Raw genomic sequence first — 17,581 nt, 5'->3', positions numbered from 1 at the left:
AACCGTATTCCCCGCTCGGCCGGAGGGACTTTGTCATCAGCCGAGCAGGGCGGCCCGATAATTGCTCGGTTTCTGACAAGAAATCCGTCGCGCGCGCCGTCACGTACGGCCATACGCCGCCAAAGTCTTGTTGCGGGGAAAACTCGCGAGTAACCTTGCTTTCGCAGCCGAACTGGGAGGCGTACAGCCGTACGACACAATGCGAACTCTTCCCGCCGGGCGATTACCCGGACATCCGTTCAGCACGGACGCCCCGGCGGAGCTTCGACGGCGGTCTGCCGAGGGGTAACTGGATCAAAGGAGATAACAGTCATGTCCCGAATCAGAAAGTTGTCCGCCCGCGCCGCCGCGGCGGGTGCCCTCGTCAGCGTGGCGGTCCTGTGCACCGCGACCGCCGCCTCGGCCGACGCCACCGTCACCTACAAAGCGGGCGGCGACCCCGGCGCGGGCTCGGAGATCATCTATCTGTGCTCGTTCCCCGGCATCTCCGACCAGCCGGTCAAGGTCACGGCCCACTTCGACGGCCCGGACTCGATCGCGCACGGCACGACGGTCACGCCGACGAACGTCGGGGGCACCGCGTCCATCTCCGGTGAACTCCACTCGCTGCTCACCGCCATCGGCTACGACGGCGTCAAGGGCAGTGCGGACGTGCCGATGAACGCGTCGGCCGGGACCCTGTCCCAGGCCGCCGCGACCGGGCTGGACATCCCGGAGAAGATCTACCCGGCGGACGGCGCCCCGATCACCATCGTCATCTCGCAGGTGGGCTCGTCCTCCATCCCCACCTACACCGCTCCGGCGTCGCCGGGCAGCGTCACCTTCTCCCTCGGCAACCCCCTGGTGGCGCACCTGCAGTTCCACAACGCCGCCGACGGCTCGTGGACCCCGTTCGACATGAGCTGCGCCCCGCAGCAGGACCCGCCGCAGAACGTCAACTTCTCGCCGAACGGCGTGATCTCGTAACGACGACGGGAAAAACGGGGGTGACCGGCGCGGCGCGCCGGTCACCCCACCACCGTTTCCGGCTCCGCCGGCACCGGGCGGCGTCACCTTCACCCCGTCCATCGGCATCACGTAGCCGAAGCGCGTTCCCCAGCCCCGCGGAATCCCGGAGAACCAGGACTCACATGACACGTCCAGCGCGAACGACAAGACTGGCCGTCCTCGCGGTCGTCCTGGCCTCGGCCTTCGGCGGCGCACTGACCGGTGCCGGTTCGGCGGCCGCCGGTCCCGGAGAAACCACTGCGGCACAAGGAAAACACACCGCCGCGCAGGACGTCGAGGCGACCTGCCCGTTCCCCGCCCCCCTCGGCCCACGCACGTTTTCCCTGCACACCACGGCAACGATGCCCGCCGTGACGAGCACCGGGGCGCCCGTGGCGATCGACGACCTCACGATGAAGTTCACCCTGCCGCGCGACGCCGCGCAGGCGCTCTTCGGCACCGCGAAGACGATCGACGGCAGGCTCGTCCTGGAGCTGGCCATCCAACGAGGCGACAAACGCGACCTGCTCCCGGTCCTGCTCGCGATCCCGGCCACGCCGCTGCCGGAAACCGGGGACGTCACGTTCACCGCGACCGGCGCGCCACCGCCGATAGCCGTCGACACCCCGGGCGCGGTGACGGTGAGCCTCACCGCGCCCACCGTCACCCTCGGCCCCGCGGCGGCGCCGGGCACCGAACCGCCAGGGCCGGTGACCTGTGCCCTCACCCCGGAGCAGAACACGACGCTGGGCGCCATCGCCGTCCAGTCCGTCACCCCGGTCCGGCCCGCTCCTCAGGATCCGGCGCCCGCACCCGGTACACCCGGCGCCCCCGGCGAGGTGGCCGTGCAGACGACGGCCGACCCGCCACCGACCATCTCCACGCCACTCGTCCTGATCCGGGTCGTCAGCACGGCGACCGTGACCAGGCTCGGCGCGAAGGCGGTCAGCACGCCCAGCGCGCTGCTGAACGGCACCCTGCAGCTCTGGGTACTGGGGCCGGGCAAGACGAGACAGAAGGTCGTCGGCAGCATCTCCTTCAAACCGGTGACCGTCACCTATCTCAGCTTCGGCTTCACACCGACCAGCGCGACCGTGGAGTTCCTCCCGGTGGTCGACTACCGGAACAGCAAGTTCATCGATGTGGACGGCGAACTCCTGGCCACCCCTGGCAAACCTTCGGTGCTGACGAGCGACATCTCCGTGATCGCCAGGATGAGCGACGCCCGCGTCAACGGTGTCCCGCTCGACCTCGGCCCCGACTGCGTCACCGCGGACCCGGTCAAGATCCACGTCGAGGGCATCTACGACCCGTTCAAGTGGGGATTCCTCAAGACCGGCCCGGAAGGCTTCCGGCTCCCCGGCTTCCGGAACTGCGGTGTCGCCGAGCCGCTCAGCCAGCTGCTGACCGGAATGGCTTCGGGGCCGGGGAACTCCGCGACCATCGAAACCCTCAACATGCCAGGGTGCTATGTGCCCGACCACACCAAGTGCCCGCCACCGCCCCAGAAGCCGCCGGGCCAGTAGCCACGGCGAGCGCTCAGCGCGTCACCTTCCGGGCGGTCCACTGTGGACCCTCGTGCCGGGGCGCCGGGAGCAGATCGCTGACCGGGAAACGATTTCCCGGCGTGGTCTGGCCGACCCCGGCCCGGAGGGCGAGCTCCATCTCGAACCGGGCGCCCGGATCGCGCAGGTGCTCGCCGAAGGTGGACTGGAGCTGGCGCATCCGGTAGCGGACGGTCTGCGGGTGCACGCCGAGCCGTTCGGCGATCTCGACCACGTTGCCCTGGCTGTCCAGCCAGGCCCGCAACGTCTCCAGCAGCCGTTCGCGCTGTTTGTCGGTCATGCTCGCCAGCGGCGCGAACAGCCGGTGCCGCAGCGCGCCGACCAGGCCGAGGTCGGAGTTGACCAGCAGAGTGGCCAGGTGGTCCTCGGCGCGGACCACGCGACGCGGCACGATGACGCCGCGTTCGGCGAGCAGCATCGCGCGCCGGGCCCAGCGCAGCGAGTCGGCGAGCGTGTCGAGCGCGACGCACGGGCCGAGGGCGAGCCGGCAGTCCGGGAGCGCGGCCTGCAACGAGGCGAGCCGGGCGGCGCTGACCTCGTCCGGCACGACGAGTTTCGGCTCCACGCCGTCGAGTTCGGCGAGCACGTCGGAATCCAGCGCCGCCAGGCGGCGCGGCGGGAGGGTTTCGGTACGGGGGTGGACGGCCACCGGGGTCGCCCTCGCGGGCACCGTCCAGCCGATGAGCTGCGCCAGCTCGGCGATCGCCTTCGCCGGGGCGGGCGGGCTTTCGAGCACGAGCTGGAGCAGCCTGCGTCTCCAGCTGTCCAGCGCGCCGGCGGTTCTCGCCTTGGCTTCGAGGTAACCGTCCAGCGCCACCGAGGCGAGTTCGTCCATGAACCCCAGCATCGAGTCGGCCAGCTGGGACATCACCGCCGAGGACAGGCCGCTGCGCCGCCCGACCCGCATGATCCGCCGCCAGGACACCCGCGCGCCGACGCGGTAGGCGGACTGCAGCGAGTCGAGGCTGCGGCCCTCGCGCATCTCGGCCTGGCCGAGCCGGTGGTGCACCTCGTGGGACGGTTCCTTCGACACCGACGGATCGGCGATCTGCGCGACGAACAACGTGATCGCGTACTCGACGCCGGTGCGGATCGACTTGCCGTACGGGCCGTCGAGCGGACGCGCGTAGGCCGGGATGGTCGTGCGGATCTCCTCGACGATCTCGGTGGCCAGGCTGCCCAGCTCGGGGCGGAGGATGTCGGCGAGTTTCCGCGGCAGTGCCGCCGGGGGCGCAGTCTGGTCGAATCCGCGCTCCAGCGACATCGCAGCTCCTTCGCTCCGCCCAGTGACCGGCCGCGCCGGGACGCGGCCCATCTCCTCCGCACCGTTGCGGAGTGACACCGGACACATCGAAAAACTAGCCCCCGGTGTGTCACCTATCCCGAAGAAAACCAAGTTCTTGTCAGGTTCGTGACAAGTTTTCCCACACGCTCGCGCAGCAGAGGAAAAACTGTCCGCCGGGTGCGCGCAAAGTACGTACGAACGGACGAATCGCGCCTCACGGCGAAGGCAGCGAGCCGAACGCGGGCTCGGCGATCGCGTCGGCGAAGACGCGCAGCACACGACGTGCGCGGCTGTCCGAGAGCCGCGCCCCCGCCGCGCGGGCCTCACGCCAGGCGCGCCGCCCCCGGTCGAGGACGACGGCCAGCGCGGCCGCCCTGAGCAGCGGGTCGCTCCCGAGAGTGTCGGCGGTCAGGTCGTGGCGCCGGAGCAGCCCGGGCACCGTGGAGGTCCGGGCGGCCAGCATGCCGCCGAGGGTGGTGTCCAGCCGGGTACGTTTCCCGCCCAGGGCGAGGGCGTCTTCGGCGAACAGGAACAGCCGTCCCACCGCGTCACCGTATCGGCGCAGCGTGCGGGCCGACTCCGCCGTCGCGGCCCCGAGTTCCGCACCGACGCGCAGGGGGAACTCGAACAGCGAGGCGAACACGCGGGCGACGTCCGCGGTCTCCGGGGACACCACGACCTCGGCACGCAGCGCGGTCAGCTCGCCGAGCCAGTCCGCGAACGACCACGAGAGCCCGGGGGCGGTTTCCGCGATCAGGCGGGAGGCCCGGCCCAGCAGGTAGTCGCCGCCGAGAATCGTGGTCGCGGATTCCCAGTCCACCCCTCGCCGGGCACGGGGAGTCACCGCCGGGCCGAGGAAGGCGAGCGCGCCGAGCATCGCCAGCTCGATCGCGGCCGCGACGGTGGGATGCCCGCGTCTCGGGGTCCCTCCACCGGCCAGGATGGCGGCGCACAGCGCGACCGCCGGCCGGAGCCGGAAGTCGGTCAGGCTCCGGTCCGGGGTGAACAGCCGGGCCAGGAACGGCCACTCCCGCCGGATCGTGGTCACCGCGACCTCGTCGCAGGCGGCCAGGAAGGGGGCCAGGATCGGGCCCGTTCCCGGCGGTGGCCGCAGCGGCGGGCCCGCCACGGGCTCGGAAAGCCCTTCCGGCAGCACGATCGCCCGGCGCCCCTTGACGAAGAACGGGCTTTCACTCCCCGCACCGGCGGCCAGCACCCGCCAGGCGAGGTGATAGCGCCGGGCGGCGTGGTTCGCGGTCTCGAAGTAGCCGACGAAGGCCGCGCCGAGGTCGCGCTCGTAGGTCCGGCGCGCCGCGACGCGATCGTCCACATGGGACGCTATGGCCCCGGCCGCCAAGAGGCCCGAGTGGACGGCCCCGCTCAGGCCCTCGCCGGTGAAGGGGTTGACCAGGCCGGCCGCGTCCCCGACCAGCAGGCCGCCGTCGCCTGCCGCACGACCGGGGCTGAAGCCGCTGTACACCGGAGCACTGTCGATGGGACCTCGCGGCGTGCCCTCCACCAGCCGGGGTTCGACCTCGCCCAGCGCCGCGATCGCCTCCGCCAGGAACCGCGCCGGATCCTCGCACCGGCCGATCGCCGCCGCACCGATCGTGTAGCCGTCGGCCGAAGGGGCGAGCCACACACATCTGGGCCGCCCCGCCGGATCGGCACCCGGCGGGGCGAGCAGCCGCAGTATCACCCGGTCGCCCGTCAGCGGGCCGGTGAAGCTCCGGGCACAGGCGACGCCGGTTCCGTGTCCCGCCGCCCCGGCCACCGGGGCCCCGGTGGCCACCACGACCTGCGCGGCCTCCACCACGAGGTGCCCGTCGAGGACCGCCGAGAAGCCGGTGCTCCCGGCGGTCAGCGAGGTGACCTCGCCTTCCAGGTATTCCGCTCCCGACGCGACGGCGTGCGTTCGCAGGTCCGCGCGGAGCCGGGCTCCACTCACCGTGGCGAAATCGACGTCCGGGAGCGGACACGGGTTTTCGGCCCCCAGCCACAGCTCCACCGGGTACGAGCCGTGCCACGAGGCGGGGAAGCCGATCGAGCGCAGGCCCCGCCTGGCCGGGCCGCCGAGCAGCACTTCGTGATCCCGGCCGGTCTCGCCCCGGCCCGCCAGCACGGTGGGCACTCCGCGCCTGGCCAGCGCGGCGGCCGCGACCGCGCCGGCCGGACCGGCTCCCAGCACCAGCGCGGTGGTGGTTCTCATGGCTCGCCCCATACCTTCTCCGCGATGGCCCGCAGCGCCGCCCCGGCCGGCCTGCCGGGTGCCGCGGCCAGCGCGGAAAGCGCTTTCCGGTAGTGCACGCCCGCCAGTTCGCGCGCCGCGGTGATCCCGCCCAACCCGGTCACGAGTTCGCGCACCTCGGCGAGGTCGGCTACCGAAAACCCCGGGGAGAGCAGCAGCTCGCCGAGCCTGCCCGAATCGTCGGCCCGCAGTGCCGACAGCGTCGGGGCGCCGAAGAGACCGAGCAGCTGGTCGGTCCCGACCGGCTTGTCGGCACCGGCCGCGGTGAGATCCCAGCAGTCGTCCATGATCTGGAAGGCGATCCCGAACTCCCGTCCGAACGCCGCCAGCGCCGTCCGGGCCGGACGGCCGAGCCGGGCTTCGGCCGCGCCGAGCAGACAGCTCAGTTCGAACAACGCCCCCGTCTTGCGCCGGACCAGTTCCACGTAGTCCGGCAGGGAAAGCGTGACGTCGAAACCCCGCTCGACGTCCAGTAGCTCGCCGTGCGTCAGTTCGGCGATGGTCCGGCTCACCGGCACACTCACGTCCTCGCCGAGTTCGGCGGCTTCGGCACCGGCCGCGCCGAGACAGGCCAGCCCCGCCAGCAGCGCCAGCTCGGTGCCCGCCTCGCGGTGCGCGGCGGGCCGTCCTCGCCGGACCGCGGCCCGGTCGATCACGTCGTCGTGCACCAGGGACGCCAGGTGCACCAGTTCGACGACCGCGCCGAGCCGTGCCACCCGGCCGGGGTCGGCCTCACCGAAACCCGCGCAGGCGGCGAGCATCGTCGAGCGGAGCTGCTTGCCGGGCCGCTCGACCAGCCCGCGCACCGTGTCCCGCAACGGTGCGGAAAGCCCGTCCACCAGCCGTTCCAGCCGGGCCCGCACCGCGCTCGTCTCGGGTGTCGTCACCGGGTCGAGGAAAAGCCGTACGACGCGTCCACGTCCAGCCCCGGAAGGGAAAGCAGCTTCTCCCGCACCCGGTGGTACACGGCGATGTCGTTCATGTGGTCGAGCAGCTGCTGCCGGTTCTTGCCCAGCGCGGGGGTCACGACCTCGTCGAACAGCACCCACAGCGCTTCCTTCTCCGCCCTGGTCACCAGTTCCGGGGAAAGACCGGCGAAGACGTGCCGGATGTCGTCGAGGTGTTCCCGAGTGAGCGTCACCGCCGAGCCCGGATCGGCCAGCACCGCGGCCACCAGCGCGTGGTACTTGTCGTAGAACTGCCTGGCCTGCCGGCGTTCCTCGGCGGAACCGGCGCCCGCGGCCCGCAGCCGGTCCATCCCGGTCTCCAGGTTCCGGTAGATCACCTGGATGAGCAGGTTCCCGGTCGCGCTTTCGGCGAGGAACTCGTCGCGCGCCCGGTCCGCGAGGGCGTTGTCCTCGGCGAGGGGAAGGTCGTAGAACGTGCCCGCGTCCCCCAGCGCCCGGCACTTGATCGAGGGCACCGGTGTCGGTGTCCTGCCGTTGCCGCCCTCACACACGATCGCCCCGGAGTCGCCCGCGAGCGAAAACCGCTGAGCGAAGATCAGGTCGCCGAACTGGTAGCCGTTCACCATCACGAACGCCGAGGTGTCCAGGATGACGCTCGAGGTGTACCCCGAGGTACGGCCCACCTTCTCGATCCGTCTGCCCTCGACCGCCGGCACGGTCGAACCCGGGGTGAGCGGCTCGACGTCGAGCTGCCGCAGGACCGTGTCGATCTTGGCCATGAACGTGCCCCCGTGCACGCTGGCGACGAAGGCCAGCCCGACCGCGGGATGGGTCGGGGAAACCGGCGCCATCAGGTTGCGCGCCACCGTGGCGCTGATCCCGATCCCCGGCACCAGTTCGGCGATGGCGGCGTCCGCCGTGTTCAGTGTTCCGGTGGCCAGGGGAATGAACCGCTTCAGCCTGGCGACGACGTTCGCCTGGTCCGCGCCACCGTCCCGACCGCTCGGCTGGACGATCGGGGCGCCGATCTCCGCCCGCCCGAAATCGGCGAGGACGTGGTTCGCCGACAGCACGCAGATCGTGCCGTCGGTCCTGTCCCGCACCAGGCACCCCAGCGTCCCCTGGGTACCGGCCGCGAGATTGCCGACACTCGCTCCGTGCAGCGGGGGCCGGAACCTCTCCGTGATGGCGGTGTCCGCCGTCGTGCCCGAGGCTTCCTCGCCGGTCGCCCGCGAAAAGCAGAACTCCCCGGTCTCGACCACGTCGACGCCGTAGTCCCGGCCCTCGAACTCCACCGTCTTCGGCAGCAGTCTTCGCCGGGACACCAGGGCTTCCCGGCGTTTTTTGAGGACCATCACCACGACAACCGGCTCGTCGGTGAGCGCACCGCCCCGCGTCCGGAACCCCTTCGCGATCCCGGCGATGTTCGGGTCGTCGGCGTGGTCTTCGCGCAGCCTGCGCTTGACCCGGTCCAGTCCGGCCGCGATCGCCCGATCCATGACCCTGTTCACAAGCCACCTCGAAACGAATCCGGTATCGGTTTCACTGGACGTCGATCGTGGCGACGACGGGATCCTGCCCCGGCTTCAGCTGGATTTCGCTGTCGAACTCGCCACGCTTATCACCCTTGAGATACGAAACACGCGCGGTGACCACCGGATCCGGCGCTATCGTCACCGGTCCGACGTTCCGTACGGCGGGCAGCGGACCCGAATCCGAAAGTTTCGCGGTACCGGTCATGATGAATTCGACGGCCTTTTCCGGAAGCGCCGTGTCCGGAAAGACGAAGCCGACCGGGAAGAGCCCCGACAGACCTCGCGAATCAGCGACGACGACCTGGCCCTGTCCCGTGACGGAGACCCGCCGGCACCCGGCGGCGAGCATCATCGCGGTGAAGGTGTACTCACAGATGACCTGGACGATCACCGGCCCGGCGGTGACGACCTCGCCGTACCGCGCCGACGCCGGAATGCCGGAAATGACGCGGGTCCGGACCGGCTGCGCCTGGACGCCGGGGAGACCGACGAACCATCGCAGCTCCTTGAACGGGACCGCCGCTCCCGCCACGTCCGGCCTCGCCACACCGCCCGCGATCGCCGCGACTCCGGCGGCCGCTCCCTTGAGCGCGGTTCTTCGTCTCACCCCGGAATTCATGTGGGCCCCTCCCCAGATGCGCTTCACCAGCCGCGTGGCGGAGGCTAGCGCCGGTGACCGGAGCCGCACAAGCCAGTTGCTTCCACTACCCCGGCGAGCACGCGGCGCCCACCGCGTATTTCATAACGGGAAGACAAGAAACCGGCACGCCACCGGGTTTTCCGCCACGTTCTTGGCACGGTTCGACAAGTTTTTCAGAAGGCGCTTTCCGGCCCCCGTTACGCCGACCGGCGCAGCGCCGAGGACAGTGGACTGAACGGGCTATTGTCCCGATTCCGGTGAATCTGTTAGCTTCACGCCAGGTGATCAACGATCACGTGTTTCTCGACTTGGGGGAGTCATGGCCAGTGTTGCCCCGGCGACGGTCATCGGAGCCGCCATGGCGGTGTCGACGACCGGTTCGGCCCCGGCGCACACCGTGCCCACGCCACTCCACGGCTAACCACGTCCACGCGCGAAGCGCGGACCCGCTCAGCGCACCCGATACCCGACGTTTCCTTGCCGCACAAGCACTTCGTGTCAGCCACTGACCCTGGGGAGGGGCGGTCCATCATGCGTTCGCTGATCACGGCCATGGGATGTGTCCTGGTGCTCGGCGCCGGACCGGTGGCGACGCCCGGGACCGCCCACGGCACCGCGAACGCGAGCGCTGTCACCGCGGTGGATCTCGCGGCCGGGATGCGCACTCTGGTCAGGAGGATCGCGGGCAAGGACCCCCGGGCCGCGGTACGGGCGGACGCCTGGGTGGCCTGGGCCGACGAGTCCGGCGACGCGGCGATCGTCGATTTCCTGAACGGCGGCCTGGCGCGCGCCGAGGAGCGGGCGCGGGAGGCCAGCGAGCTGAACGCGGACTTCGCGCGACAGGTGCTGGCTGTCTACACCAAGGAGTTCGCGCCGATGGTGCACGCAGCCGCGCAGTACGCGGTGACCGGATCGGACAGTGACCGGGAGTACTTCGCCCGTCAGGGATTCGCCGACGCCGAGCAACGCGACCGCCAGGCCCGCGAAGCCGACGGCAGTCAGGCGCGCGCACTGGCGGAGGCGGACCGGCGGTTCGTCCGCGATCTCAAGGACAACGACCCGGGGCCGCAGGTCCGGTCCGCCGCGGCGTGGGCGGTCCGGCCGGGTGCCTCCGACGAGGACCTGGTGGAGTTCTTCGCCTACGGCTGGGCACACGCGGCGGCGCTGGATCTGACCGCCCATCGGTTGCGGGACACCGACAACGAGGCCGGCTGGCAGGCCAGGGCGCGCCGGTTGCTGACCGACGCCCAGGAAGCCGAGCGGGCCGCGCTGGACGCGGCCGGGGAAGCCAGGGCGGCGGCCAGGGCGGCGGCGGCCCGTGCGTGGGGAGCGGTGCGCACGCAGACCGGCCCGGCCAGGACGGCCTGGGCGGAAGCCGGGCAGGTCGCCGAGCGGCAGGCCGCGAACTGGCGGGCGATCGCGGCCGCCGCGGCCGCGGCCACCGGGCCGAACTGGCGGGCGATCGCCGCGGTGGCGGACGGCACCGGCACCGAGTGGACGGCGGAACGGGCCTGGGCGGCCGAGCAGGCCCGGCTCTGGGACGACCTGCTGGCCCAGGCGCTGGACGGCGAGACCCGGATGACCGACCCACCGTCCTGAGGCGACGGCTTCGCCGGAGCGGAACACCTTTTCCTCGTCACTTCCGGAGGGCACTCGATGATCCGCACGTTCCTGACCAGATCACTGCTGATGCTCCTGGTGTTCGCCGTCGTCTCGAGTTCGGTGGAGCCGGTCCGCACGCCGGTGAGCGCCGCACGGACCACCGAGGATCCGCCACCGGCCGGAAGACCCATGCCGGACGCGAAGTATCCGCCATGGGACGGCCAGACCGGGATGGGCGAGGCGATCGCCTTCTATTCCCGGAAGCTGGTCGTCGACATCGCGCAGTACACCGAGGAGACGGAGGTCCGGGAGGCCGCGACGGCGGCGCTGGCCGCGGGTACCCAGGCCGCCATCGACGTGTTCCTGGACACCGGCGAGCAGGAGGCCCAGGCCAGGGCCAAGGTCCGCAGGGACGAGACGGCCCGCCAGGACCGGCAGACGATCCTCGCGCTCGCGGGCACCGGCGGGCCGATCTTCAACGCCGAAGTGGACCGGGTACTGGCCGGGTCCGACTACGACCGCGCGTTCTTCCTGGCCTACGGCAAGGACATCGCGAAGGACAGGGACGAGCGGGCGCGGCAGGCCACCCAGGCGCGGGCCGACGAACTCCGCGCCCGGGTGACGGTGCTGGCCGGTGGCGCGGCCGGTGACGAGGTCAAGAAGGCCGCGCAGGAAGCGCTCGCCGGCGGGGACGCCGCCATCGAGGCCTTCTTGAACAGCGGCTACCTCGCGGCCGCGAAACGGGACGCCGACGCGCGTGAGGCATACCTCAAGGAGTTGGAGGAGCGCAACAAGGCCGCGGAGCAGGCGAGCGAGCTGGCGCAGAAGGCACGCAGGGCCTCGGAAGCCAGAAAGAACCTGCTGATCGCGCACGGCCATGGGGTACGAGCGCTGCAGCGGGCGGCCAACGCGATGATCTCCGGCGCGACCGCGGCACGCCAGGCCGCGCAGATCCTGGCCGCGAACACCGCGGGCGGGCACCACTCCCCCGAGTCGTTCAGCCTGGTCCGGCAGGAGGCCGCGCGACAGTACGACCTCGCCGACCACGCCGCGACCGAGGCGAAGAACGCCTCGGTCGCCGCGACCACGGAAGCCACTATCCTCAAGGACCTCGGCCTGACCTACGGCGAGGACTGGAGCCGGATCGCACTCGGCATGGCCGAGGCGTCGAAGGCCGCCACACTGGCGATCGAGACCTCCCAGCACGCGATCACCGCGACCATGGCGACCGACGCCGCCGTCGGCGACGAGGCGCAGGCCAGGGCCCGCGCCGAGCAGGCCCGCCAGTGGTTGCTCAACGCGCAGCAGAACGAAGCGGGCGCGGCCAGACTGGCAGCCGCGGCGGAGGCACAGGCCAACGCGGCCAAGGACGCGCTCGCGGAGGCGAACCAGGCCTACGAAAGGGCGAAGCAGGCCAGGGACGAGGCGTCGAACGGGCTGGACAGGACCCGGGAGTACCAACGTACCGCCGAGACCGAGCGGGACAAGGCCAGGGAGTGCCGCCGGACGGCCGAGACCGAGCGGGACAACGCGGAGCGCCATCGGCGGGACGCCGAACGCGAAGCCGCGGACGCGCGGAAAGCGCGCGGCGAGGCCGAGCGGCAGGGCAGGCTCGCCGCGGCGGCCCGTCAGCGGGCCGAGACACAGGAGGGCATCGCCAGGACCGCGGACGAGACGGCCACCCGGGAGGCGGGGAACGCCGCGCGGGCACGGCAAAACGCGTGGGACGCGAAGGCGCGAGGCGACGGTCTCGAAGCACGGGCACAGGCGCTGCTGGCGGCCGCCGCGGCGGCGCACGGGACCGAGCAGGAAGCGCCGGCCAAGGAAGCGGCGAGGCTCGCGCGGATAGACGCCGACGAGGCGGCGTCCGCCGCGAAAGAGGCACAGGACGCGGCGAACCGGGCGACGGGCGCCGCCGCCAGGGCGCGGGAGGCGGCCACCCAGGCCACCTACTCCGCGGCGGCGGCACGGGCCGCGGCCGAACAGGCGGCGCAGCACGCGGCGAACGCCGACGTCGCGGCGAGCAACGCGGAGCAGTCCGCCGCCGGCGTGCACGTCGCGGCGACGAAGGCGAACGCCGCGGCCGCCGACGCCACCGCGGCCGAGGTCAAGGCGGCCGCGAACGCGCGGGCCTCGATGGCGTCGGCGGTGGAGGCCACCGAGCGGGCCAGGGTGGCCGCGGTCAGCGCGGTACGCGGCCAGGAGGAGGCCAAGGCCGCGCGGGACGAGGCGATCTCCGCCGCGACACAGGCCGGTCTCGCGGTGCGGGCCGCGCTCTCCGCGCGGGCCTCCTCGGCGGCCATCGCCGATCCGGCGAACACCGCGATCACCGTGGTGGCCCCGTTCACCGGCGCCGATCTCGACGCCGACTTCGTGCGCGAGGTGGCCGAACAGGCACTGAAGATCGGCGACGAACAGGCCAAGGCCGCGCAGGACAGGGCGAACGAGGCACAGACGGCCGCCGCGAACGCGCGCCAGGCCGCCGACGCGGCCACCGGTGACGCGAAAGCGGCTTTGCAGGCCGCCGCGAACGCCGCCACGTCCGCCTTCAACGCGGCGATCTCCGCGTGGCACGCTCAGCAGTCCGCCGCCAGTGCGAAGAACATCGCGGATTTCGCCAGGAACGCGGCGGACACCGCGAACAACTACGACGCCGAAGCGCACAAATCGGCGCAGACCGCCCGGCAGGCGGCCAACGAAGCGAACCAGGACGCGGCGATCGCCGGCCTGGCCGCGGACGCCGCCGACGGTCACGCCGCCGCCGCGCGCGGGGCCGCCGAGCAGGCCGAACGCGACGCGACCACCGCGCAGAACGTCGCGACGAAGGCCGCCGCCGACGCGTCCGCCGCCAACGACGCGGCGAACCGGGCGCTGGAGCACGCCAAGCACGCCTCGGAAATGGCGGCCAACGCCCGCGCGGACGCGGCCAGTGCCGAGCAGGCGGCCAACCAGGCCGAGGAGATCCAGCGGCAGAAGGAGGCCGAACAGCGGCAGCGCGACGCGCAGGCGATCGCGGGCTGCCTCACCGCGCTCACCATCGACGACACGGATCTCCTCAACGCCGTCGACGACGAGGGCGGCCCGGCGCTCGCCGAGTACCAGAAGATCCAGCAGGAGTGCGCCAGCGGCGACGACGTGCGGAGCTTCCTGGTGGAGGTCGGCGGTGAGGTGCTCCTCGAGTACCTCGGAATCGATGACTTCCGCCGATGCGTCGGCACCGGCAACTTCGAGGCGTGCTTCTGGTCGGTCGTGAACGTGATCGGCCTGATCATCCCGTTCATCAAGGGAAAGGCCATCGTCAAGGCGATCGCCGCCGTGGTCACCAACATCGGCAAGTACCTCGGCAAGTCCGAGCGCATCGCCAGGATCGCCGAACGGGTCCGGAAGATATTCAGCCGGTACCGGCTCGACTGTGTGCTCGAACTGGCCGAACAAGGCCTCACACCGTCCGCCGTGGGACACCGGACGGCCACGGCCGGCCATCAGGATGCCTCATCTCCCGCGCAGGTCTCCGCGAAGATCTGCAAGGTCCCGAAGTTCACCAAGGACGCCAACTACTTCAACCAGTTCACACAGAAGCTCCAGAAGCACGGTCCAGAGTGGTGGGGCCGGGCGGTGGACATGCGGCCAGGAAGCAAGGACTGGGTAGAGTGGGAAGGCATGATCATGCGCGGCTTGCAGAGCAAGAAGGTCGTACCGTGGAGTTCGGGCTCGACGGAAACCTACGCCTTCATCAACAGGTTCGGCAACGACGACTTCGTCGTCCAGGTCGACCGCCTCACCGGCTTTTTCGTCACCGCGTTCCGCCCCAACGCCGGCCAGCTGCGGGCGATGTGGAAACTGTACCGGGAGCCCTGATGAACATCGACAGCGAGAAGCTGTACCCAGAAGGTTCCCTGCTGATGCTGAGCATCTACCCGGCCGCACACGAAAATGACGAACACGTCTTCCGCGAGTTGTACCGGGTGGTTCGCGAACACGTCGAGTCGTCCGCGAAATATGTGGACGTGATTCCCCGCGAACACGATTATGACCTTGTCTACGAGCACTCGGACCTCATGGCGAGAATGGAATTCGACGGTTCACGCGATCACGAGCTTCCTTTCCGCGAAGACACCGAGTACCGCGTGGTCAAAGCCTATGTCGGCACCGAGCGCCTCGGCCCCGTGATCATCACCTACGAACCCGCGGACGGCGCCGAGCGGCATCCAGTGACGGCATACCTCGCCGACGATGTACTCGGCATCCCCGACGAGCTGTGGTCGGAGGAAGATCGGCGGGCGGCTGCCGAACTCCACGACTGGGCCCATGCCGTCTTCTCCGCCGCGTGCACCCGTACCGTCCCCCGCTACGCCCAGCTCGCCAGTGAAACCAGCCTTCCCCTGCCCCACGAAATCCTCGCCGGGCAAAGACTGGACGGCACTGTCTACCTTTCCAAGGAGCTCATCGACGAGAACCTGTCGTTCACAGATTCCTTACGTGTGGAGTACGGGGCAAAAGCTGTCGAAGAACTCTCCCACGGATTCATCTTCGACGACTGGCTCCCTTTCCGGGAAACCGGAATCACGCGCGAGAACTACAGGGGGTACGCGGAGAAGATCAGGGAAGTCGCGGCCACCGGGCTGAGCGACCGGTGAGGAAACCGGGCGAGCTCGTTGTCAGGGTTGAACCTTTGCTCCGGCCGTCCGCCGATCTGGAGGAGTACGCACAATGGAAAGCACTGATGCCGCTGCGATGAGGCGAAGACGGGCCCGGCGCGCGGCCGTGCCGGGCGTAGTCGCGGTGACGCTGCTGGGCCTGCTGAGCCCGGTCGCGGTCGCCGCGCCCGCCCTGCCCGCCGCACCGGCGAAGCAGGCGGCCACTCCCACGGCCGAGGTACCACCGGTGTCGAGTGAGCCGGAGAAGGTGCGCGCCGCCCGGACACTGGGGGTCGTCCCGACCGACGCGATGATGGCGCTGCGCGACAAGGACTTCGTCATCGCGCTGTGGCGGACCGCCACCGGGCCGGAGGTACGGGCCTCCGCGGAACTCGCCTTCACCAGCTCCGACCTGGCGTGCACCGAGTGGATCAAGTCCGGGGTGCTCGCGGCGAACACCCGGGACCAGGAAAACAAGATGCGGGACGCCGAGGCCGCGAAGGTGGCGAAAGAAGCGAAGGAGAAAGTCCTTCTCCTACTGGGAATCGTGGACGACGCCGAGCTGACGGTCCAGAACAACAAGGACTTCATCATCGCCGTGCTCAACCGGGCGCAGGGCCCGAAGGTACGGGCCGCCGCGGTGACCGCGCTCGGTGCTTCCGCGGCCGCGCAGAAGGAGTTCATCGCGTCCGGAATCCGGCTCGCGTACGCCGCCGACCAGCGAGACATCATCGAGGCCAACGCGCAGGCCGATGCGGAGAAGAAGGCCCGGCTGCTCGCCGAGGCGGCACGGGGCAACGCGGTGACGGTCGTCCGCGTGACGCCCACCCCGGAGATCAAGAGCCTTCCCGACGACGATGTCCTGCGGGTGATCGCGGACAACGCCCGGCCGGGCAGCCAGATCGAAACGGCCGCGGTCAAGGCACTCCGCAGCCGGGACAGGGCGGACTGGAAGCGCTTCATCGACACCGGGGTGTACGAGGCGAACGACCGGGACATCGACGCGGTACTGGCACAGAAGGCACAGGCCGACCGCGCACTCGTCGAGGAGATGAGGACGAAGGCCGTCCGCGGCGGCATCCAGCCACGGCTCGCCATCGCCGCCGCGAAGGCGCTGGCAGGCGGGGTCGACGCGGTGTCCGGATTCCTGGAGACCGGGCAGTACCAGGCACTGACGCAGTCCTTCAGCAGGCAGGCGATCAACGGCAACACGGCGGGTCACTATCTGCGCGAGTCCGCCGACGGCGTGCTCGTCAGCCCCGGCGCTGCCGAACCCGGCCCGGAGGACGGTGTCTCCGCCACCTGGCGGGTGGTGCCGGGCCTGGCGGGCCAGGACTGCCACTCCCTGGAATCGGTGACCAGACCGAACCATTACCTGGCCCGGTTCTTCGACGGCAAGAAGGTTCAGGTCAAGGTCATGCCCACCAACGGCACCGTCGATTTCGACTGGAACGCCACCTGGTGCGCCGACAACATCCTGCCCGGCGCCGGAGTGACCCTGCGCAGTGGGGCCGACTTCCTGACCCGCACCCCGGACGGGCGAGCCGGAATGGGCAGCGAATACTACTGGTGGGTCATGGATCCGAATCCGGATTCCACCGAGATCACGCTGGACTGGCTGAACAGGGAACTGCCGGACTACGACCCCTACACCGAGCTGATGGTGTATCCGGTACGCGAGGAACAGGTCGACGGATCGGTACGGTTCCGCGATTTCCAGAGCCGCGGCACACCACCACGCTGGACGTTCCGCTCCTACTGGAGCCGCGCCACCGGGGTGCACCGGCTTTACGTGGGGAAACTCGGCGGATGTCCCGCGCCGGAACTGCTCGACACGTATGTGCGGCTGGGCGGGCACCGGACTTTCGGAGTACCCGTCACCGACGACTCCTGCGCACCGGACAAGCTCGGCCGCTTCGCGCATTTCGCGAACAACGTCTCGATCTACTCCGTCGAACGAGCCGGGGTACACGCGGTACAGGGAGCGATCAGGAGCAAATGGCAGTCGCTCGGCGCGGAGAAGTCGACGCTGGGATATCCCACGAGCGACGAATTCGATATTCCCGGCGGGAGGCGAAGCACTTTCGAACACGGCAGAATCGATTACGACTTCGCCACCAAGACGGCAACCGTCTATCCCACCGGAAACTGACCAGCCGCAAGGAGCGAACACG

General features: G+C 70.5%; 11 protein-coding genes. 6 read left to right on the top strand and 5 right to left on the bottom strand.

The annotated features are described in order from the left end of the window. The first annotated feature begins 312 nt into the window (after nt 1-312). Nucleotides 313-966: a DUF6801 domain-containing protein gene (locus ABD987_RS09055; RefSeq protein ID WP_345389091.1), complete on the top strand. Its 654-nt coding sequence runs from the start codon at nt 313-315 to the stop codon at nt 964-966. 164 nt (nt 967-1,130) lie between these two features. Further along, nucleotides 1,131-2,513, top strand: coding sequence for a DUF6801 domain-containing protein (locus ABD987_RS09050; protein WP_345389089.1), 1,383 nt, complete (start codon nt 1,131-1,133; stop codon nt 2,511-2,513). A gap of 13 nt (nt 2,514-2,526) precedes the next feature. Here ABD987_RS09050 and ABD987_RS09045 read toward each other — a convergent pair whose 3' ends face one another. The 5 genes from ABD987_RS09045 to ABD987_RS09025 form a co-directional block, all read right to left on the bottom strand. Further along, a complete protein-coding gene (locus ABD987_RS09045; protein ID WP_345389087.1) occupies nt 2,527-3,816 on the bottom strand; it encodes a PucR family transcriptional regulator in 1,290 nt (429 codons plus the stop codon). A 235-nt stretch (nt 3,817-4,051) separates the two neighbouring features. After that, a complete protein-coding gene (locus ABD987_RS09040; protein WP_345389085.1) occupies nt 4,052-6,046 on the bottom strand; it encodes a hypothetical protein in 1,995 nt (664 codons plus the stop codon). Beyond that, on the bottom strand, nt 6,043-6,972 hold the full coding sequence (locus tag ABD987_RS09035; protein WP_345389083.1) for a polyprenyl synthetase family protein: 930 nt from the start codon (nt 6,970-6,972) through the stop codon (nt 6,043-6,045). Before ABD987_RS09035 ends, ABD987_RS09040 begins: the two co-directional genes overlap by 4 nt. Next, nucleotides 6,969-8,492: a chymotrypsin family serine protease gene (locus ABD987_RS09030; RefSeq protein WP_345389081.1), complete on the bottom strand. Its 1,524-nt coding sequence runs from the start codon at nt 8,490-8,492 to the stop codon at nt 6,969-6,971. Before ABD987_RS09030 ends, ABD987_RS09035 begins: the two co-directional genes overlap by 4 nt. A gap of 43 nt (nt 8,493-8,535) precedes the next feature. Further along, nucleotides 8,536-9,135 carry a hypothetical protein gene (locus tag ABD987_RS09025; protein WP_345389079.1) on the bottom strand — a complete coding sequence of 200 codons (600 nt, stop codon included), beginning with the start codon at nt 9,133-9,135 and terminating at the stop codon, nt 8,536-8,538. A gap of 564 nt (nt 9,136-9,699) precedes the next feature. On the opposite strand from ABD987_RS09025, the gene ABD987_RS09020 reads away from it, so the two are divergent. The 4 genes from ABD987_RS09020 to ABD987_RS09005 all read left to right on the top strand — a co-directional run bounded on the left by ABD987_RS09020 (nt 9,700) and on the right by ABD987_RS09005 (nt 17,559). Then, the gene (locus ABD987_RS09020; RefSeq protein WP_345389077.1) at nt 9,700-10,767 is read left to right on the top strand and encodes a hypothetical protein; all 1,068 of its coding nucleotides are present in this window, start codon (nt 9,700-9,702) and stop codon (nt 10,765-10,767) included. Nucleotides 10,768-10,824: 57 nt separating this feature from the next. After that, nucleotides 10,825-14,628, top strand: coding sequence for a coiled-coil domain-containing protein (locus ABD987_RS09015; protein WP_345389075.1), 3,804 nt, complete (start codon nt 10,825-10,827; stop codon nt 14,626-14,628). Further along, nucleotides 14,628-15,407, top strand: coding sequence for a hypothetical protein (locus ABD987_RS09010; protein ID WP_345389073.1), 780 nt, complete (start codon nt 14,628-14,630; stop codon nt 15,405-15,407). Before ABD987_RS09015 ends, ABD987_RS09010 begins: the two co-directional genes overlap by 1 nt. A gap of 97 nt (nt 15,408-15,504) precedes the next feature. Further along, a complete protein-coding gene (locus ABD987_RS09005) occupies nt 15,505-17,559 on the top strand; it encodes an AbfB domain-containing protein (protein ID WP_345389071.1) in 2,055 nt (684 codons plus the stop codon). The last annotated feature ends 22 nt before the right edge of the window (nt 17,560-17,581 follow it).

The organism is Amycolatopsis samaneae (assembly GCF_039541975.1).
Taxonomy (GTDB): Bacteria; Actinomycetota; Actinomycetes; order Mycobacteriales; family Pseudonocardiaceae; genus Amycolatopsis; species Amycolatopsis samaneae.
Note: the sequence above shows the minus strand (reverse complement) of the source record. Positions and strands in the feature narration are given on the sequence as shown.